18 protein-coding genes and 1 pseudogene are annotated in these 19,161 nt (G+C 49.5%); 5 read left to right on the top strand and 14 right to left on the bottom strand.

The features are described from left to right. Positions 1 to 68: 68 nt before the first annotated feature. The 3 genes from A372_RS0121655 to A372_RS0121645 are packed head-to-tail and all read right to left on the bottom strand — an operon-like array spanning position 69 to position 3,287. The gene (locus A372_RS0121655; RefSeq protein WP_026011205.1) at positions 69 to 842 is read right to left on the bottom strand and encodes a type II secretion system F family protein; all 774 of its coding nucleotides are present in this window, start codon (positions 840 to 842) and stop codon (positions 69 to 71) included. Positions 843 to 846: 4 nt separating this feature from the next. Further along, positions 847 to 2,130 (bottom strand): CpaF family protein, encoded by a 1,284-nt coding sequence (locus A372_RS0121650; RefSeq protein ID WP_019422998.1) that lies wholly within the window; start codon positions 2,128 to 2,130, stop codon positions 847 to 849. After that, positions 2,127 to 3,287 (bottom strand): hypothetical protein, encoded by a 1,161-nt coding sequence (locus A372_RS0121645; RefSeq protein WP_019422997.1) that lies wholly within the window; start codon positions 3,285 to 3,287, stop codon positions 2,127 to 2,129. The genes A372_RS0121650 and A372_RS0121645 overlap by 4 nt, the downstream gene beginning before the upstream one ends. A gap of 331 nt (positions 3,288 to 3,618) precedes the next feature. Between A372_RS0121645 and A372_RS36555 the strand changes: the two are divergent. After that, positions 3,619 to 4,470: pseudogene (locus A372_RS36555) on the top strand (nucleoside transporter C-terminal domain-containing protein). Positions 4,471 to 4,621: 151 nt separating this feature from the next. Here the strand turns inward: A372_RS36555 and A372_RS0121630 are convergent. The 3 genes from A372_RS0121630 to A372_RS34490 all read right to left on the bottom strand — a co-directional run bounded on the left by A372_RS0121630 (position 4,622) and on the right by A372_RS34490 (position 9,013). After that, entirely contained in the window at positions 4,622 to 6,742 is a 2,121-nt protein-coding gene (locus A372_RS0121630; RefSeq protein ID WP_157259649.1) for a methyl-accepting chemotaxis protein, read from the bottom strand. A gap of 124 nt (positions 6,743 to 6,866) precedes the next feature. Beyond that, a complete protein-coding gene (locus A372_RS0121625; protein WP_019422994.1) occupies positions 6,867 to 7,157 on the bottom strand; it encodes a hypothetical protein in 291 nt (96 codons plus the stop codon). Positions 7,158 to 7,507: 350 nt separating this feature from the next. Next, positions 7,508 to 9,013, bottom strand: a complete 1,506-nt coding sequence (locus tag A372_RS34490) for a potassium/proton antiporter (protein ID WP_019422993.1) — start codon at positions 9,011 to 9,013, stop codon at positions 7,508 to 7,510. 33 nt (positions 9,014 to 9,046) lie between these two features. Between A372_RS34490 and A372_RS0121615 the strand changes: the two genes are divergently transcribed. Next, entirely contained in the window at positions 9,047 to 9,274 is a 228-nt protein-coding gene (locus A372_RS0121615) for a hypothetical protein (RefSeq protein WP_019422992.1), read from the top strand. Positions 9,275 to 9,284: 10 nt separating this feature from the next. On the opposite strand, the gene A372_RS35590 is transcribed toward A372_RS0121615, so the two are convergent. The 4 genes from A372_RS35590 to A372_RS0121600 form a co-directional block, all read right to left on the bottom strand. Continuing rightward, on the bottom strand, positions 9,285 to 9,878 hold the full coding sequence (locus A372_RS35590) for a helix-turn-helix transcriptional regulator (RefSeq protein WP_051004528.1): 594 nt from the start codon (positions 9,876 to 9,878) through the stop codon (positions 9,285 to 9,287). A gap of 58 nt (positions 9,879 to 9,936) precedes the next feature. Further along, the gene (locus tag A372_RS35585) at positions 9,937 to 10,278 is read right to left on the bottom strand and encodes an AraC family ligand binding domain-containing protein (protein WP_083858910.1); all 342 of its coding nucleotides are present in this window, start codon (positions 10,276 to 10,278) and stop codon (positions 9,937 to 9,939) included. A gap of 233 nt (positions 10,279 to 10,511) precedes the next feature. Next, the gene (locus A372_RS0121605) at positions 10,512 to 11,159 is read right to left on the bottom strand and encodes an SGNH/GDSL hydrolase family protein (protein WP_019422991.1); all 648 of its coding nucleotides are present in this window, start codon (positions 11,157 to 11,159) and stop codon (positions 10,512 to 10,514) included. Positions 11,160 to 11,303: 144 nt separating this feature from the next. After that, positions 11,304 to 13,205 carry a heavy metal translocating P-type ATPase gene (locus tag A372_RS0121600; RefSeq protein WP_019422990.1) on the bottom strand — a complete coding sequence of 634 codons (1,902 nt, stop codon included), beginning with the start codon at positions 13,203 to 13,205 and terminating at the stop codon, positions 11,304 to 11,306. Positions 13,206 to 13,515: 310 nt separating this feature from the next. Here A372_RS0121600 and A372_RS0121595 point away from each other — a divergent pair, with 310 nt between their 5' ends. Beyond that, positions 13,516 to 14,868 carry an Nramp family divalent metal transporter gene (locus tag A372_RS0121595; protein WP_019422989.1) on the top strand — a complete coding sequence of 451 codons (1,353 nt, stop codon included), beginning with the start codon at positions 13,516 to 13,518 and terminating at the stop codon, positions 14,866 to 14,868. Between the two features lie 97 nt (positions 14,869 to 14,965). Here the strand turns inward: A372_RS0121595 and A372_RS0121590 are convergent, their stop codons facing one another. The 3 genes from A372_RS0121590 to A372_RS0121580 are packed head-to-tail and all read right to left on the bottom strand — an operon-like array spanning position 14,966 to position 16,902. Beyond that, positions 14,966 to 15,226: a hypothetical protein gene (locus tag A372_RS0121590; RefSeq protein WP_019422988.1), complete on the bottom strand. Its 261-nt coding sequence runs from the start codon at positions 15,224 to 15,226 to the stop codon at positions 14,966 to 14,968. Positions 15,227 to 15,247: 21 nt separating this feature from the next. Next, the gene (locus A372_RS35580) at positions 15,248 to 16,585 is read right to left on the bottom strand and encodes a DUF4097 family beta strand repeat-containing protein (RefSeq protein ID WP_019422987.1); all 1,338 of its coding nucleotides are present in this window, start codon (positions 16,583 to 16,585) and stop codon (positions 15,248 to 15,250) included. Further along, entirely contained in the window at positions 16,582 to 16,902 is a 321-nt protein-coding gene (locus A372_RS0121580) for a PadR family transcriptional regulator (RefSeq protein WP_019422986.1), read from the bottom strand. Before A372_RS0121580 ends, A372_RS35580 begins: the two co-directional genes overlap by 4 nt. Before the next feature lie 265 nt (positions 16,903 to 17,167). Between A372_RS0121580 and A372_RS0121575 the strand changes: the two genes are divergently transcribed. Together A372_RS0121575 and A372_RS37560 are read left to right on the top strand one after the other, a co-directional pair. After that, positions 17,168 to 17,911 (top strand): YwaF family protein, encoded by a 744-nt coding sequence (locus A372_RS0121575; protein WP_019422985.1) that lies wholly within the window; start codon positions 17,168 to 17,170, stop codon positions 17,909 to 17,911. After that, entirely contained in the window at positions 17,904 to 18,056 is a 153-nt protein-coding gene (locus tag A372_RS37560; RefSeq protein ID WP_157259648.1) for a hypothetical protein, read from the top strand. The genes A372_RS0121575 and A372_RS37560 overlap by 8 nt, the downstream gene beginning before the upstream one ends. Before the next feature lie 288 nt (positions 18,057 to 18,344). Here the strand turns inward: A372_RS37560 and A372_RS0121570 are convergent, their stop codons facing one another. Continuing rightward, entirely contained in the window at positions 18,345 to 19,109 is a 765-nt protein-coding gene (locus A372_RS0121570; RefSeq protein ID WP_019422984.1) for an SDR family oxidoreductase, read from the bottom strand. Positions 19,110 to 19,161: the final 52 nt, after the last annotated feature.

Raw genomic sequence — 19,161 nt, 5'->3', positions numbered from 1 at the left:
CTAAAAGTTGTTCAAAAAGCCCCTTTTTGAACACGCACTTCAATAGTAACAACCAGCTTCCTGCTTATTTACACACGAATATTCATCATTTTTTGGATTAACCATGCTCCCAGCATCAGCAAAGCTAGCGCGGCCGTGGCAATCACTCTGCCTACTCCTTCATACAAAGCCGCCATGAAGTCAGGCGAAGTCAGATTCAGGAACGCCAGGAATAAGAATGGCGCCGCAATCATCGCCTTCATCTCCAGCTTCTTCTGCGCAATCAGCACCTCTATCTCTTGCATAATATCCATTTTCTCACCGATGACAGACGATGTCTGGCGGACGACCTCAATCAAATCCCCGCCCGTTCGCTTGCAAGTGACGAACACGTCGGCGAAATTAGAAATGTCATCCTGTTCCGCACGACGGCTAAAATCCATAATCGCCTGCTCGATCGGTTCACCATTCTCCATTCTCATTGAAATAATGTGCAGCTCCCGTATGACATCCACTTCCGTGCCCGGGTACAGCAGCTTCAGATCATGCCTGGCCTCGCGAAAAGCATTTTCCATGGAACGCCCTGCGGATAACGAAGAAGATATAGAATACAGCGCTTGCTTAAACTGTTGAGTCAACTGCGATCGCTTGCGCTCCAGCAGCGTAACCCGACGGATACGGGGGTAGCACGTGCCGACAACGGCTAGCACCATCATTGCCAACCAATGCTGGTAGAACAAACAGCCGATTCCCGCCATTACCGATACTCCTGCGCATAGCGCAAAGAGGCGTTCTTTGCGGCTCATTACATAAACGGTGTATTGTGGCAGACTCATCTCAGACCGGTGAGAAGTTCGCTTCATGTACTTACTCCTTTCCATCCTGATGTATAGCCAGTCCTGCCATCTGCAGCTTGTGCCTATGTCGAATAGCATGTTCCGACGCAACGAGAGTGCCTGCTATTTTCCCGTCTTGTTCCCCCTGTTCTTCAAACCGATATAATGACGCCAACACCACGTCTCCCTCTTCAAATCCAAGCACTTCAGCTATTTCCATTACTTTGCGCGTGCCGTCTCGCATTCTAGCGAGATGGACGATAATATCAAGCGCCGATGCAATCTGCTGCCTCACGACAATGATAGGAAGGTGTGCCCCACTCAAGACCATCGTCTCTAGGCGACTCAGCATATCCTTCGTCCCGTTGCTATGCCCGGTCGACAAGGAGCCATCGTGACCGGTATTCATTGCTTGCAGCATGTCAAGCGCCTCTGCGCCGCGCACTTCCCCGACTACGATACGGTTCGGTCTCATCCGCAGCGAAGCGCGAATCAATTCGCGGATCGTAATCGCTCCTTTTCCCTCAGAATTGGCATTCCTTGTCTCAAGCGAGACCAGATTGGGAACCGTACGAATCTGTAATTCCGCAGCATCTTCTATCGTGATTACTCGTTCATCGTCAGGAATATATTGCGAGAGTGCGTTCAAAAATGTCGTCTTCCCCGAGCCCGTTCCCCCGCTAATGAAAATGTTGTATTTTGCTTGAACTAGTGTCTGCAGCAGCAATGCCGCTTCTCCATTAATCGCTCCGATGTCCACGAGGTCTTCCATAGTGAGCGGCTGAGCCGGAAATTTACGAATCGTTACTGTTGGCCCCTTCAGAGCAATGGGCGGCAGAACGACATGCACTCTAGACCCGTCGGGCAACCTCGCATCCACGATGGGCGAAGACTCATTCACCACCCGGTTCACTTGAGATACGATAGCTTGTATGATATCTTCCAGCTTATCGCGGCTTTCAAAGCCAAGCGTCAACTTCTCCATACAGCCGCTCCGTTCAATGAACAGCTCGTGATGGCTGTTAATCATAATTTCCGTAATCTCGGGATCGTCCACTAGCGGCTGCAGCGCATCCAGTCCGCGGAAGGCATTGAACACTCTGCTGACTAGCTGATAGAGCGTGTCGGAAGTGAAATGTCGCGCTTCTTCACAAGCGAACAACGTCTGCTCGATGCGTTCCGTCAGTGCCTCATCAATAAGCGGTTCTCCCCATTCCAGACTGTCCCTTACCCGCTGACGCACAAGAAGATAGACGGCTTCCAACTCATCGGGTTGGCGAGTCGCGCTCAATACAGTATCGCTTCCATTCGTCATTGCGCCGTTCTCCTTAACGAATCGAGCCCTGTCAGATTCAAGTGAGTGTGCGCCCAATTCGCCAGTGTTGACTCGAATACCGTCGATTGGAACCATTGTTCCGGTCTGTGAATCTGTTTCCAGGTAGGAATATATGGAAGAAATCCACTAACGACCGCCTCACGATACGTCCAGCGGTTCATCAATGTCCCCATGTAGCGGTTTACAATCAATCTCATTTGCTTAGGTCGCCGGCGAACTGTCTCATCTTCCGCATCCATCCATTCCTGAAAAATAAGCTGGGATTTGAGCATATGCCCCATCTCGTCGTGCAGCAGCCAAATGACCTCACCATTCATGCTCCACACGGCTTCAAACGGCCGATGCTCGTGTCCACCTTCGACTATAATCAGATCGTAACGGCCGCTGGCTTGAATACAGTGAAGCAGCCGCTGCATCAGCTTGAGGTCAATTACACCCCATTCCTCCATCATGTGCAGCGGGTCGAACGTGCTTGCCCCAAGTGCTGGCAATGAAACGGTATACAGCTCCAATGGCACAGGTAGCCGCTTGTCGCTCTCTTGCTCACGTTTTAAATAGTAAAGAAGCTGAGACAAGGAAGCAGAAGCTTCATCTGCTTCTCCCCGTGGCTGCCGCAGAAGCGAGTATTCTTGAATCGGATCGATATTCAGAAGGAAAGTTCGCTGCCCTAAGCCAACTGCATGCTTGGCAAGATGAAACGCGACGGTCGTCTTCCCCGCTCCTCCCCCTGCAGAGGTAATCCCGACAATGCGGCATGGGTGTGCTAATGATTGATCGGCGGCTTGCGATAGCTCTAATTGACAACGCTCTGTAATGATGTGGAATAATCGGGAAAGCGGCTGATACGGATTCTCGACAATAAAAGGAAACGTAAATTCTAATGCTCTGTCATCTGTTGATAACGCCATAACGAGTATCCCGCTCACATCTTCCTGCGTTAATTCCTGAAGGAGCTCTGGCTCCGATACAAGCATATGAATCCCGGGCTTCAACCGTAAATAATGACGCAGCGTATCACGCTGGGTAAACACACGCAGATGAAGTGACTCACCATAATTGGAATGCTTCCAATAATCCGTAACCCCGTCCAATATGCGCTTATGTTGATGAGCGATGACGATATCCCACCTGCTCATACTTTTCTTCTCTCCTTTCCACTTCACCGCATCGAATTCCAAGCACAAAAAAAGCACCGCCACCAAGCTGACATGCAGAACATGCCATTAGCTCGATGACGGTGCTTCCGTACAATCGTTCAATGTGAAGTTATTCCTACAGTACCATATTTTAATGGTATGTGCAATATCCCGTTGTCTCGACTTGCGGACGCCTCCGACCGAAATATCTTATCCCCATCCTATGGCAGAGAGCAGTGGCCAAAGCATTGGATTCATTTACATAAGATGCATAAAGAAGGTCTCAAAAAAGGAATAATATCTCTGTCGTGAATGCAAAGGAGTGTGACTTATGCAATACGTCTGGGGATTATTAGGCATTTTGGGCCTTCTTTTGATTGGATTTCTATTTTGTGAGCATAAGCGTCGTATCCGCTGGCGGCCGATTATCGGCGCACTCTTCCTGCAGCTGATATTCGGGCTGATTGTACTCAAATGGGAAGCCGGGCGGCGAGCGCTTCGTGCCGTCTCTGACGGAGTCTCTAATGTCATCACTTATGCCAATGAAGGGGGTCGCTTTCGTATTTGGAAGCGCCATTCCGCCGGCAGGGCAAGGCTTCGTATTTGCATTCCAAGTGCTGCCGATTATCATCTTCTTTTCCTCGCTCATTGCAGTGTTATATCATCACCATATCATGCAGTGGGTGATTAAAACTGTTTATTCCAGAAACAGAGCAACCTGTCACTAACAAGCATATCGATGCTACAGGCGGCGAAGAAGATGCCAGCAACGTCATCGATGCCGCTGCCCGCGGAGCGGTGGACGGTCTGCAAATCGCATTGGCGGTAGGCGCTTCCCTGATCGCCTTCATCGGGCTTATTGCCTTCGTTAACGGGCTTTTGGGCGGGATCGGCGGATGGTTTGGCTATGCAGCCTTGTCTCTGCAAGGCATTCTCGGCTGGCTGTTCTCACCGATTTCGTTCCTAATCGGGATACCGTGGGCCGATGCTTCGATTGCCGGCAGCTTAATCGGGCAAAAAATCGTGCTCAACGAATTCGTCGCCTTTTCCCAAATTCCTACTATTAAAGATCAAATAACCGACCGGTCGCTCATGATTGTCAGCGAGCTTAGGGCTTCGCTCCGTACTTGGCGGAACGATTGCCAACTTGCTAAGCGCAGCTATCGCCGGTATGTTCTATTGAAGAAAGGTTGATCAAAAAGTCGGCTTTTAATCACGAAGTTAACCTAGAAGCAGACTCGGCATCGAATCTTGCGCTAAAACAAAATGCCCGTACTCCTCACATCAGGAATACGGGCATTTCTCGTTACGGATTGAATCCGGCTAATTGTTGCCTAGTATTTAAATTGCGACAGCTTGTCTTTCAAGCTTACGGACACGTCTTCCAACTGTTGGGACAGTTCGACCAACCGGTTGGAAATATTCAGCTGCTCCGTGCTTAACGATGCCACCTCTTCAGAGGTAGCAGATGCTTCTTCCGCAACCGCGCTCACATTGCTCATCGCTTCAACAAGCGTGGATTGCGCTTCATTCAACCGTTCAATCGAACCGGTAACGTGGCTGAGCTCTTGAATCATGCCGCCCATCTGGTTCTGAACGGTTCCAAAGATGACATCCGTCTCGTTTACAGCTTCCGCCTGCTTCTGGAACATCGGAATCGCTTCAGACAATGCTTGGACTGTCTCGGTAATTTCCAGCTGGATACGCTCGGTAATTTGACCGACGACATCGATGGACTGACGTGATTGTTCCGCGAGACTGCGGATTTCATCGGCCACGACCATAAATCCTTTGCCTGCCGTTCCTGCACGTGCGGCTTCGATCGTAGCGTTCAGAGACAAAATATTCGTCTGCTTCGTCATGTTATGAAGCACTTCCAATATTTTACGAATCGATTGCGTGCTTTCACTCAGCGTGTTGACCTTATTAGCCAAAGAGCGCATCATTTCTCCGGTCGACGTAGTCCGCTCCATCAAAGAGGTCATATTCGACGCACCCAATTCACTTGAATCCGCCACCGCTTGCGCAGAAGCATCCATTTGCTCGTTAGCTCCAACAACCGTCTTCATTTGCGAAGCCATATTATGCGTCAGATCATGTCCTCGCTCGGCTTCTACGGCCAAGGAAGTGGCTCCCTTCGCAATCTCCTCCGTCGCAACGGCGATTTCCTTCGCGGAAATGGCTGTCGTTCGTGATGCTTCGGACAAAGACGTTGCCGTTTCCAGCACGGCGCGCGCGCTCGCATCCGTACTCTGCACGAGCATCGTAATCTGCTCCATCATAATATTAAAGCCTTGCGCCAATTGACCGATTTCATCTTTGCTCTTCGACGTTGCCCGCACGGAGAGATTCCCCTCCGCCCCCTCATTCATCAAGTTGCGCAGCTTCACCAGCGGTGTTGCCACCCATTTAATGACGAGCCAGCCGATAACAGCAGCAAGCAACGCTGCAGCAGCCATCGATATGAAGGTCAAGGTCAGGATACTTTTCGCGTCCTTTACCAATTCCTCAACAGGCACTGCTCCTACGAGAACCCACTTGTTCGATTTCATCTGATCGTACACGAGCAGCATGTCACCACTGTCATCTGAACGGACCGTCGTTCCCCCGCTTAACGACTTTTTGCCTTCTTCTGCCTTAGGCTGCAGCCAATCCGGCGCGGCAGTCATCAATGCCTTCGCGTCTTGGGCAAACATATATTTCCCTTGTTGATTCAAGAGTTGAATCGTTGAACCATCACCGATATCGATATCTTCCAAGGAATCGCTAATCGCTCTCAACTTAATTTCCAAGAAAATGATATATTCCGCTTCGCCGGAATTCAAATCACGCATCGGTCTTGCAATACCGAACGTAGACTCAGGCGAATTATCGACACCCTTCGGCATCGTGCCTACCCAGATGGATTGCCCGTTGCTGTTCTTGGCCTCTTCGAACCAAGCGTTCTTCTTAATATCCTGGATGCCTTGTCGTACGCCCATAGCTGATAACGGTGTACGATCTGAGTTAATCGGAATGAGGTACACGTTCTCGATAAGCGAATTGCCTACGCTATAGGTCTGAAGCGTTTTCTGAACCACATCCGTCATCTGAATCATGTCGTAGGTTCCGACCTTCAATCCGCGCATCGTCTTCAGCGATGAGGTAAGGTTCGGATCGAACATAATTTGCATCGTCATATTGTTAAATTGGGTAAGCTGCATATCAATCTTCTGCGTAGCCTGCACCATCGTCTGGTAGCTTGAATTCGTTACGCGCTTCTCAATCGCATCTTTCGACACCATATAGGAAAACATACCTACGCCAAATACGAACACGATAATACTGACGACAAACAAAAGGAACAGCTTCGCGCCGACCGAACGAGCCGGATTTTGGACAACCTTAGACGTAAGCGTTTTCCAGCTCCATTGCTTCTTGCGTTGTTTCCCCTGATTCCCCTTCAACCGATTCATCTCCTTATCTCTGAATCATTCTCTGCTGTGTAAGTTAAAGCACCCTATCCCATGAAGCCTCTCATGAGAGGATAAGGTGCCAGGCATTGCATATGTATAACCTGCTCCCAGATCGTGAGCGCGGCTATGAGCACTCTTCTCCTAGATCGAATGCGTGCACAACATCAAGCTTCGTTACATTCACCTCGCGGTAAAATTGAAAATCGGGATGTTCCCCGACTAGCTTATCTCTGGCGGCATGACGCAGCTCCTCGACGGTCATCGGCTCCTCCGCGCCAATAACCAGCTGATCCACCCGCTCTTTGTCACTGTAATCAAAGTCGACGGTCTGACTGGTTACATCCACAACGTGAATATACCGGTTCGGGTGGTACCCCAAATGCTTGAACGCTTCATTTAATTTCTCGTAATTCATCGTTATGAACTTCACCTTTCTTTGCTGTGCTACTTTTGCAATACACTATTATAATATCGGTCAAATGGACCTATTTCACAATAGCTTATGCAACATTTTCCTCATTTTTTTGCATCTATGCTGAAAAAATGTTCATAACGAACAAACACACCTGCTATTATACAGGTGCGTTTGTCGACAAAATAGGAACTACGCCTCATGCGATGGTGGGGGGGATACAAATACAATCAGCGTATCTTCCGTCTGGCGTTGCGGTTAAAAACGCATACACCCTATCTATTTCATAGTGCCTGATTAAATAGCTGAATTAAAGGAAATCGATCACAGCATGATGCAAACATTCGAATCATTTATTTCACTTCATTATTGTTCGCTTCTGCCTCAAGCTCGTTATCAGACGCCTCGCAACGCACTTCTTCCTTCTCCGTAAACAGCTTGCGAATTTCGTCCCGCTGTTTCTTCGATACGAGCACGTAAGCCACATCGCCGGCTTGCAGCTTCGTCGTCCCTTTCGGCGCAATCATCTCTTCTCCGCGAATAACTGCGGTGATCAAGGTGTCGTCTGGCAGCTTCAATTCATGCAGAGGGCGATTCTCAACGCTTGCACCTGGCTCAATCGTCTTCTTCACCATATCCATATTCGTCTTTCCGACAGACACCAGTTCAAGCGCATGCACCGCTTCGCCCGGAGCATCCCCCGATAATCCCAACCGTTTGGCCAGAGGTGAAATCGTTGCTCCTTGAATGAGGGCGGACGTCAGGACGACAAAGAATACAACGTTGAAGAACAATTGTCCATGCTCTAGCCCGGCAATCATCGGATAGGTGGCCATGACGATAGGCACCGCTCCTTTCAGCCCCGCCCAAGCAATCAGCGTCTTCTCCTTCAGTGAGAATTTGCTAATAATCAAGCTGATGAACACGCCGATCGGCCTCGCGACAAACATCAAGATGATAGAAAGCACGATCCCTTGCCAGGCTACTTCCACCAACTGATGTGGGAACACAAGCAATCCAAGAAGAATAAACATCATAATCTGCATCATCCAGGCAAAGCCTTCATTGAAACGGACGATGGTGAACCGGTATTGCAAATCGGCGTTCCCGAGCACTAATGCCATCACGTAAACGGCTAGAAATCCACTGCCATGCAGCAAACCGACGCCGCTGTATGTAAAGATGGCGAAGCCGATGGACAATACCGGATAGAGCCCGGATGTATCAAGTGAGATGCGGTTCAAGATTTGGATGGCGATCCACCCCGCCAACAAGCCAAGACCTAGGCCTAAGCCCATTTGCCATAGGAAGGAGAGCAGCATGTTCCACAGTGACATGTCCGGTACTTGAATAAGTTCAATGAATGAGATCGTGAGAAATACCGCCATTGGATCGTTCGTTCCCGATTCTGCCTCCAAGGTAGACGTCAGCTTCTGCTTTACATTCTGAGTCCCCAGCACGGCGAAGACGGCCGCGGCGTCGGTAGAGCCGACGATGGCGCCGATCAGCAGCCCTTCCCGCCAATCAATATTCAAAATATAGACGGCGCCTACGCCAAACACAACGGCCGTAATGACAACCCCTAATGTTGCCAAGACGACGGAGGATCCAATAACCGGGCGAATGTGCCTCCAATTCGTCTGCATCCCGCCATCAAATAAAATAATGATCAGAGCCAAAATCCCGAATAGCTGCGTCAACTTGGCATTATCGTAAAAAATAAACGGATTCAAGGCCATACCGACTATAATGAAAAAAACAAGGGACGGCACATTGAATCGGTTCGAGAATTTGGCACTGATCACCCCGGCTAACAATAAGCCCCCGAAGAGAAATAACAATCCGTCAGTCGTCCACAAGACGGCATCACCCTTTCATGTGATAATTCTTAGATGAGTGTTGAGATAACGCGCAACAATGCGGCGTTGATCCTTCATGATGCTTTGCAATTCAATAAAGGAATGAGGCAGGGGGCATTGGGTTATGGAAGCCAAGTAAACTTATACCAGGAGCATATGCCTATCCATTATATCGCAACCAATTTAGACAAATCAAAAAAAGCCGAAAACGTTGAAGTGTTTACGGCTCTTTCGCTTCATGACGGGAAAAAGAAGGGTTAAGGTCAAATGTTCACAATCGTCGGCTTATTTTCCGAAAATGAGAAGGCGAAACGCCTATACACTTTTTAAACATGCGCGAAAAGTGGGTCAGATCACGGAATCCCACCGCCCGGCAGGCCTCAGCGATGGTAACGTCAGGCTTGAGGAGCTGCTCTGTGGCATGCTGGAGCCGCAAATCATTTAAATACTCGTTAAAGGTCTTCCCGGTATAGGCTTTAAATACATCACAAAAATAGGTTTTGGACAAAGAGGCGTGACGGCATATTTGATCAAGACGAATCTCTTCGCGATAATGCTTCTGCACGAAGTCAATCGAAGCCAGCACCGCATCGCGGCAACGGTTGAGACGATCCGCTTCCTTAGGTATCGTGGGAGCAGCGTCTCCCTCCTCTCGCTCCGCCTTGCGAATGCGGCTAATAATGACGAGCAGCTTCAGCAGATTGGCCTTCATGACGAGACCATAATGCGGCGTCTTCATCCGAAATTCCTTCAGCATTTCATCGAGGATGTGACGCACTTGGAGATCATCTTCGCCAATAAGCCTCACATGCATAAGCTGCTTGCCTTCTTCAGCCAAGAGCGGCTGCAAATATCGATAATCCAAGCAATCCTCCTGCAGCATCGGTTGATTAAAGCGATCATTAATATATATAGGTAGGAATTCACAGCCGATGATCTCGGTCTTTCCCTGCGGCATCCACTCGACCCGATGCACCGCAAGCGGGCGGCACGATGCATATGCTGCCCGCTTGCATTTTATATTGCCGGCCCATATAACTGTGAGTAAAGCAGCCTCTTACGACATACCAAATTTGAAAATAATCATGAGTGTGATCCCAAAGCGATCCATGTGTTTGATCGATCTTGTACATTTTGCAGGGCAAGGGCTCCGGGAACTCGAATTGAGAATGGAAAAATACAACCCCTCTAGCCACAAGTTCAGCCATATCCCGATTCACCCACATATTTTTTATAACCCGACCACTTTGTACGACAGACATCATTCATTCCTCCTATTCATGATCGATATGCGGAATATGGGCATGCCCGATAAAGTAAGCGGTTACAATATACTTATCGCGCGGTATATAACTTGCATTTGATTTGGTTCGTTACGGAAATGAGGACATATTCGAGCCGTCCTCTTATCGGGGAAAAAGTCCCGGTTGTCGGCTGTTTACTGTGACTATTCAAAAGAAAACCTATACCGGGACGCTGAATGATGGAGTATTAACGATTAGGATGACACGGGCAATGCGTTAATGAGCGATTTTGCGATAGCCATATGTCCTATCATATTCGGATGGACACGATCCCACGCTAAGGCGGCTGGGTACATATTGAGCAGCAACCGGTCAAATACCGCCTGTGTGTCGACAAAAAACGTACCGTGCTTCTCGGCCGTTCTCCTGACGATACCACCATACTCATCCATCATACGGCGCATCTCGTCTTCCTGATTTGGTTCGATATAGTATGGAGTCATGAGCGCCATCCATCTCACCTGAGGCTTCGTCCGCTTCACCAGACGATCCAATGCAGCTTCGTAGGTGTCCGCATACACGTGGGATTCCTCCACATGCGGCATGTCGAACTGGCGCCACACATCATTAATTCCTATGCAAAGGATTACCCCATCCGGGTGTTGTTGAATGACATCGGTGTTCCACCTAGCTTCCACATCCATAACCGTATTGCCGCTAAGCCCCATATTAACGACTCTGATGCCAAGCTCAGGATGCTCCGTCTGGAGCAGCGCATCGAATACAGAGACGTATCCTTTGCCAAGGGCGCCGAATAATCCTTCTCCAACCGGTCTCGCCCGCTCACAATCGGTAATTGAATCGCCAATAATGACAACTTTATCGCCTTGTTGCAATGTCAAGGAATGAACCTCCCTACATGGTTATGGAATAACTCTCCTCATTATACCAGTTAACGAGGAGCATTTGTTCAATATATAGATACGATATGAGGCCAGCATTTTCCTGCCTGTTCATCCGGAAGCCTGTAATTTAGGAAAAAGTATTCAGGATTTGAGGAGCCGGAGTCCGTTCAATATAACTAATATAGTGCTTCCTTCATGACCGACTACTCCAAGCGGAAGCGGAACGCCGAACACGAAATTCGTAATAATTAATGCCGAGATGACTACAGAAGCGAAAATGATATTTTGCTTAACAATCGACTGCGTTCTTCTTCCAAGTAAAATAGCGTGCTTAATATTATCCAGATCATCATTCATCAGCACCATGTCCGCCGTTTCCAGAGCTGCATCGCTGCCGGTTGCCCCCATGGCAATGCCAACGGAGGCGGCTGCAAGTGCGGGAGCGTCATTCACGCCGTCCCCTACCATAGCGACTTCGCCGTATTGAGCCTTCAGCTTCTTCACGATATCCAATTTATCCTCCGGCATCAGCTCGGCGAATACCAATTCGATATCGGCTTCCTTCGCAATAGCCGCAGCCGTCTGCTCCTGATCACCAGTCAGCATGGCCACTTGGATGCCGATCCGCTTCAACTGTTGCACCATTACTTTCGCTTGCGGACGGATGCGATCTTGCAGTGCGATAATGCCGGCAATCTCTTCTTCTCGCTGAACGACGATGACCGTCTTGCCTTGCTGCTGCAGGCTGCGCACCACGCCGTGCACATCATTCTCTTCATCCGCCTGCATAATAAATTTCGGTTTGCCGACGCGCCAGCGCATGCCACCCATGCGCGCCTCGATGCCCAGCCCTGTCAATGCTTGATAGTCAGTCGGACGCATCCATGCATCATCGAAGTCATCTTCGCTTCGGCACGCATCGGCCTTCTGCACGATTGCCTTAGCAATGGGATGCGTCGATAACGTTTCAAGCGCAGCCGTCGCCTGAAGCAGCTCGTGCTCACACAGACCGGCATACGGAACAACATCTGTAACCGACAGTTCTCCCTTTGTTAACGTGCCAGTCTTATCAAAGGCAATCACTTTAATACGCGAGATATGATCCAAATGCGCCCCGCCTTTAAACAGCATGCCTTTGCGGGCGCTATTCGAGATAGCCGACAATGTCGCCGGCATAATCGAAGCGACTAGAGCGCACGGCGATGCGACGACGAGAAATACCATGGCACGGTAGAACACGTCCTCCCACAATACTCCGAAGAGCAAGAACGGGACGAAAATGAGCGCGAGCGTTGCCAATATAATGACTTTGGCATAGATGCGTTCGAACTTCTCGATGAACCGCTGCGATTTCGGCATTTCGCTTTGCGCTTCCTGAACGAGGCGAATGATTTTGGAAAAGAGGGTGGAGTCGCTGCTCTGCGTCACTTCCACATATAACACCCCTTGGCCGTTCACCGTACCCGCGAACACCTCATCACCTCGATCTTTATCGACAGGGAGACTCTCCCCGGTAATGGAGGCTTGATTTACAGCCGAACTTCCTTCCGTTATCATCCCGTCAGCCGGAATACGTTCTCCTGGTCTAACTAATATCAGATCGCCAATTTGCAGCTCTTCCACTGGAACGTTCACTTCTTCACCGTTCCGCAGCACGTTCGCATGCTCGGGCTTCAGTTCCATCAGCGCGGATATATCGCGGGAGCTTCGATTCATCGTGAATGTCTCCAACGCACCGCTCAGCGCGAAGATAAAAATCAGCACGGCGCCTTCCGACCAATACCCGATGCTGGCCGCACCAACCGCAGCCGCGATCATTAGCAGGTTGACATCCAAATCCTTGTCTCGGACCAGCGTAACAATCCCGTCCTTTAACTTTAACCAGCCTCCGCTAACATAAGCTAACAGGTAGAAAGAGACAGACCATATTTCCGACACCGTTCCGGTAACTAAAGCCAGTAAAATAAAGATTAAGGTGCCTGCAGCTGCGAGAGCCTCACCATATTTTTCACACCACAATTGGATTGTTGTTCGTTTCATCATAACTGTAATATCCTCCTTCATTGATAATGACTATCGTTGTTAACCCCCTAAAAATGCGACATGCTGTTCCCGTGAAGGGAACAGCATACATTGAGAATGAGATTAATTTTCACCGCAGTCATTTTTTTTGAGTAGAGGAAACTTTTCTATACTTATTATAATCTGCAATCGAGAAAATGTGAATAAAAGATTATTTTTGCCTCAAGGAAACATTATTCGCCTGATGCAAACTCGTTAGTTGAGGAGTATAATATTTATATAGGTATAACATATACTTTATCTCGATACAGCTAGAAAGAAGGGTTATACTATGAAGCCGTATGCTAATGATGAACCAACGGCTGACGTTCAAGACGGATGGAAGCAACAACGGGATGAGCCTAGTCTTCCCGAAGCGTATAAATCAATGCCGGTACCGAAGAAGGGCAGCTTCTTCCGGAAGTTTCTCGCATTTGTCGGTCCGGGCTACCTCATCGCCGTCGGTTATATGGATCCCGGGAACTGGGCAACCGATATTGCAGGCGGCGCGCAATTTAATTACACGCTCTTATCCGTCATTTTGATATCAAATCTGATGGCCATGCTGCTGCAATCATTGTCTGCACGACTCGGAATTGCAACGGGGAGAGATCTGGCGCAAGCCTGTCACGACCACTACAGCAAGCCGGTCAATTTCGTGTTATGGATTCTGTGTGAGTTGGCAATCGCGGCCTGCGATCTGGCGGAGATTATCGGTTCGGCGATCGCGCTGCAGCTGTTGTTCGGACTTCCCCTTATTATCGGGGTCATTATTACATCATTGGATATTCTGATCGTGATGCTGCTGCAGAACAAAGGATTTCGATATGTTGAAGTTATCATCGTTGTTCTGATTGCTACGATTATGATGTGCTTCGGCACAGAGCTTATTTTGTCCAGACCCGACGTTCAAGAAGTGCTGCACGGATTCATTCCTAGTGCCGAGATTGTGAAAAATCCGGCAATGCTATACATTGCGCTCGGTATTCTCGGGGCAACCGTCATGCCCCACAATTTGTATTTACACTCATCGATCGTACAGACACGGAACTATGAAGAGTCTTACGAGGGCAAGAAATCGGCGATTCGGTTCGCAACGCTCGATTCAACGATTGCGTTGATGATGGCCATGTTCGTCAATGCCGCTATTTTGATTTTGTCGGCCGCTACATTTTATTCGAGTGGACATACCGAGATTGCGGAAATACAGGATGCGTATCAAATGCTGACGCCGCTGCTCGGTACGGGCATGGCAAGCGTGTTATTCGCTGTAGCGCTGCTCGCCTCCGGCCAGAGCTCGACCTTGACTGGAACGCTCGCTGGGCAAATCGTCATGGAAGGCTTTCTGCAAATTCGATTAAAGCCTTGGGTGCGCCGCCTCATTACGCGTCTTATCGCCATCGTGCCTACGGTCATCGTCATCGCCATTTACGGAGAGCAAGGAACGGCAGAACTGCTCATATTGAGTCAAGTTATTCTATCGCTGCAATTATCGTTTGCGGTCTTTCCGCTCATCCGGTTCACGAGCGATAAGAAAAAGATGGGGGCTTTCGTATCCCCACTCTGGATGAACAGTCTCGCTTGGATAGCCGGCATTATTATTGCAGGCTTGAATCTCTATTTGCTTGTAAGAACATTGATGTAGAGGAGGTTGTTCAAAAAGATCCTTTTTTGAACTCCTATTAAAACATAAAAGGCTGCTTCCCAATCGAACCGCGATTAGGGGGCAGCCTTTGCCTGTATCATGAACCGAGACGGAAGATGCGCTTCTTGCCCGGCTGGAGCCGCATGATGAATTCAGCCGCACGGAGCCGAACCTCTTCCTGATCGGAATCAAGCATTTCCCGCAGCACGAAAAGCGCCTTGTCACGCAAATCGTTCAACCCCGTTTCGGCCGGGAGCCATTTCGTCTGTCCCAGCATCCGCATGTGACGCGACTGACGTTCTACCTGTCCTTGCTCCATCTCAATAAGCTTCTCGACGGAATAATAATCATGCTGCACGTACTTCACTCCTCATTCTTCTTAATCCATTTTTACGTTGACGTCTCCGACCTTCGTGGATAATCTGACGAGCGGACCGCCTTCTCCGATGCCGCCTTCGAAAAAGCCATCCGATCCTTTTCGCCGTTGCAACAGAGGCACGTTGAGCGACAAGTCTCCTAACAGGGCAGACGCTTCCAACTGCATTTGACGAATGGAGGACGCAAGGCGGGCATCAATGCTGCCGGCGACGTTGTCGATGTAACATGCGCCGGTATCGGGACCTATGGCACAGCGGATGTCCCCGCTCTTCACGTCCACTCGCAGCGTGCCGCAGATGTCCTGCACGGCCACATCGCCCGAAGCCGAAGCCGCTTCCACATCAGCCGCGATACGTACCAGCTTCACGTCACCGGAGGCAGTGCTGCAGCTCCAATTCACGCCACGTCCATCCCGTACGTTCAAGTCTCCAGACAGCAGTTCCATCACGAGCTCTTCCGCTTCAACATCTTCCAACTCCATATCTCCAGATGTGGACTTGAGGTGAGCCCGTTGCGCCGCCACGTTCTCCATCGCTAAATCTCCCGATAGCGCCTCGGCCTCCAGTACACCGAAGCGGCAATTCTCCATCTCCACATCCCCTGACTTAGCGTCTATACGCAGCAGTCCGATCGAGCTGTTCTCGATGCTTGCGTCGCCGGAATTCACTTGGATATGCAGCTGTTCGTTCTGCAAATACCGCAGCTTCACATCACCCGAGTTGGAATGAAGCCGCATGCTGCCGCGGAACGATTGCGGCACACGGACATGCAGATCGGCGCCGGCCGATGAGATGAACGAAAAGAATCGCTTCGCTCCGGTTCTGCGCAGCATGACCTTAATGTTGTAGGTATCGTGGCTAATTTCCTCTATCACCTCATATTGCTCCGGGTCGGAACTATCGAATCGGTAAGCAAAGGTATCGCCGTCATACGATTCGGTAAAAACGTCCGCCATGTCGGTCATGATATTCGCCGCATGAATCGCCGCTCCCACATGCCCGTATGCTAGATCCCGCTCTGGTGAGCTGTGCCCAAAGTTCGGCAAATCGAAGTTCAAACCGCCCGCTTGAAATGGTTCTTTCCGCTCACCAGATTCGGGCTTTTCTTCACCGGAACCGCCCGATGGAGCCGCATGTGGGCGATACTGCTCGATGATCTCGTCTGCAATCGACTGAACGCTCCCAAGCGAGCGCACGATTTCCTCATCCGTTTTGCCCATTTCACGCGCCTCTTCGAAATGCGTTTCGAAATCTGACATTATTTCCTTGCGTTCGGAATCCGGGATTCCATCCAACAACCGTTCCAGCTTCACTAAAAATTCCAGTCTCTGCATGCTCATGCTTTCATGACCTCCATAATAATTTCATCCACGCCTTCCGAGAAGCGGCTCCATTCTGCCATCATCTCGCGCATGTAAGTCTCGCCCGTCTCGGTCAGCTTGTAATATTTTCGGGACGGCCCTTCCGGCGACTCTTTCAAATACGTCGAAAAATAACCTTCCTGCGTCAGTCTGCGCAACAGAGGATACATCGTGCCTTCTGCCACGAGGAACTTCTCTGAAATGCGATGAACGAGTTCGTAGCCGTAGCGGTCTTGTTCATAGGTCAGCACAAGCACACACAGTTCCAAGGCGCCTTTTTTGAATTGAACGTTCACTCGATTGCCTCCTTTCGCATCTATTTCAACTTATCTGGACAATCGTTCCATGGCTTGATGTCCTACATAGTAACACACACTACTGTACAATACAAGGTACCTTTCTAAACTAAAATCCATTTGCATAATTTCTAAGTGCATAAATACTAAGTGCCTAAATTCTAGGTTTAATTGCAAAGCGCCCCCTTCTGTCATCAAAATTAAAGCGTGACGATTTTCCTCGGTGTGGTATAATAAATCCAGTTTTTATATGGAGGATTTCCCCATGGTTCGACTATTCGATATACAAGCTTCGGCCTTGTTCACTGCCTATTCTCCTACTCATCTCTTCGTCCTGGCCCTGTTCGCCATCTCTATCTTGTGTCTATATACGTTCCGGAACAGTCTGCGGGAGAAACGAGCGGGGAACATCGTCCGCTTCAGTCTGGTGACAGTACTCGTGCTGTCCGAGCTGTCGTTGAATGTGTGGTACATCTGGCATGGGCAATACGACGTGAAGGATACGCTGCCGCTTGAACTGTGCACCATATCGTTATATCTGTCAGTTGCCATGCTCATCTGGAAAAGCCGGCGCTTGTTCCAGATCGTATACTTTGTCGGAATTGGCGGAGCCTTGCAGGCCTTGCTCACCCCAGCGCTCGATTATGACTATCCCCACTTCCGGTTCATTGAATTTTTTGCGGCGCATATCGCCATTATTTTGGCTGTGCTTTATATGCTCTGGGTGGAAGGACACCGTCCAACCCTAAAATCTGTATTCGCCGCCATGGGCTTTCTCAATCTGCTCCTTGTTGCAGTCGGTACCGTGAACGCAATGACCGGCGGCAATTACATGTTCCTCGCCCGCAAGCCTGAGACGGCCTCGCTTCTGGACGTGCTTGGACCGTACCCATGGTACTTAGTGTCGCTGGAGGTTGCCGCATGCCTGATCTTCTTGCTCATGTACCTGCCATTTGCCATCTCTGCGCGAGTTCGGCAAGCGCGGCCGCAGGAGACGGGCTATGATTAATCGCAGTGCTTCACATACCGGCGGACTGGCAACCGCAGATCTATACAATCACGAGCGGGAGTCAGCAGCAGCCTCACTATATACTGACCGGAAGACATCCATTTTTCTGACAAACACGCCCAGAGTCACATTGGCCGTTCGGTAGGGGGGAGCGGATTTTCACGGTTTTTATGGACAGGCTTCGCACCATCATTGGGGGCTGGATCCTGGAATAGACTGCATCGACCAGCTTTGCGCGCGAAAAGCGCATTTGCGGGAGGGGAGCCGCAATTGATATGATGTGGAAGATGTCGAGAAGGTGTTTCCGAATCGTTTCTTTTGCTCTGCTGAAGCATGCGTAAGCAATTGTTGTAACATCAAAAAACCGGACTCTTCATTTCACAAAGGAGTCCGGTTTTCTGGTAGAACTCATTCAACTAACGTACCCGTTCATTTACAGATGAGATCCGCCACTTGCATCAATCAATTGACCGGTTACCCAACGGCTGTCCGATGAGGCAAGAAAGGCGGCAATATCCGCCACATCTTCAGGCTCCCCCCACCTGTTGAAGGGGGAAAGACCAGCGGCATATTTCTGTCCGTTGGGATCTTGCAACGTCCCGGCATTCATCTCTGTATTAATAATGCCAGGCAGGATAGCGTTCACCGTAATATTACGGCTCCCAAGTTGCTTAGCCAAGACGTGCGTAAGTGTGTTGACCGCACCCTTCGATATGCTGTAGGCGAAAACAGCAGGGGAGGCCACTCGTGTAACAAACGATGAGATATTGATAATACGGCCTTCATCTTTCAGGCGCGGCAAAGCTTGCTGGGTAACAAAAAACGGCGCTTTGAGATTAATGTCCATAACCTCGTCAAAAGATTCTTCCGTTGCCTCTTCAACGGTTAGAATTTGCCCGATTCCAGCGTTATTCACAAGAATATCAAACCGATTATCGCCTGTACGTTTCCGAAGGGTTTCATCCAATGCCGCATATAAATCACGAATGCCGTTAAGGGCATTTAAGTCAGCGCCGATCGTAAATGCGGAACCTCCACTTTGTTGAATCTCATGAACCACTTCCTCTGCTTCATTTTGTCTTTTTCCATAGTGCACGGCGACTAATGCGCCATCCCGTGCCAGACGTAACGCAATGCCACGGCCAATCCCCCGGCTTGCACCGGTTACTAAAGCGATTTTACCTTTCAACTTGCTCATGCCCTCATCTCCTTGTTTGGAATTCGTGTTTAGTTATATCACAAGGTGATGT

This window comes from Paenibacillus sp. OSY-SE, from assembly GCF_000283315.1.
In the GTDB taxonomy this organism is placed as follows: Bacteria; Bacillota; Bacilli; order Paenibacillales; family Paenibacillaceae; genus Paenibacillus_B; species Paenibacillus_B profundus.
This window is presented reverse-complemented; position numbering and strand designations above follow the sequence as displayed.

Excerpts from the sequence above, each read along its gene's own strand:
- A372_RS0121655 (WP_026011205.1), bottom strand. The coding sequence starts at position 842 with ATGAAGCGAACTTCTCACCGGTCTGAGATGAGTCTGCCACAATACACC.
- A372_RS0121650 (WP_019422998.1), bottom strand. The coding sequence starts at position 2,130 with ATGACGAATGGAAGCGATACTGTATTGAGCGCGACTCGCCAACCCGAT.
- A372_RS0121645 (WP_019422997.1), bottom strand. The coding sequence starts at position 3,287 with ATGAGCAGGTGGGATATCGTCATCGCTCATCAACATAAGCGCATATTG.
- A372_RS0121630 (WP_157259649.1), bottom strand. The coding sequence starts at position 6,742 with ATGAATCGGTTGAAGGGGAATCAGGGGAAACAACGCAAGAAGCAATGG.
- A372_RS0121625 (WP_019422994.1), bottom strand. The coding sequence starts at position 7,157 with ATGAATTACGAGAAATTAAATGAAGCGTTCAAGCATTTGGGGTACCAC.
- A372_RS0121615 (WP_019422992.1), top strand. The coding sequence starts at position 9,047 with ATGAGTGTTGAGATAACGCGCAACAATGCGGCGTTGATCCTTCATGAT.
- A372_RS35585 (WP_083858910.1), bottom strand. The coding sequence starts at position 10,278 with ATGATGTCTGTCGTACAAAGTGGTCGGGTTATAAAAAATATGTGGGTG.
- A372_RS0121600 (WP_019422990.1), bottom strand. The coding sequence starts at position 13,205 with ATGATGAAACGAACAACAATCCAATTGTGGTGTGAAAAATATGGTGAG.
- A372_RS0121595 (WP_019422989.1), top strand. The coding sequence starts at position 13,516 with ATGAAGCCGTATGCTAATGATGAACCAACGGCTGACGTTCAAGACGGA.
- A372_RS35580 (WP_019422987.1), bottom strand. The coding sequence starts at position 16,585 with ATGAGCATGCAGAGACTGGAATTTTTAGTGAAGCTGGAACGGTTGTTG.
- A372_RS0121575 (WP_019422985.1), top strand. The coding sequence starts at position 17,168 with ATGGTTCGACTATTCGATATACAAGCTTCGGCCTTGTTCACTGCCTAT.
- A372_RS37560 (WP_157259648.1), top strand. The coding sequence starts at position 17,904 with ATGATTAATCGCAGTGCTTCACATACCGGCGGACTGGCAACCGCAGAT.
- A372_RS0121570 (WP_019422984.1), bottom strand. The coding sequence starts at position 19,109 with ATGAGCAAGTTGAAAGGTAAAATCGCTTTAGTAACCGGTGCAAGCCGG.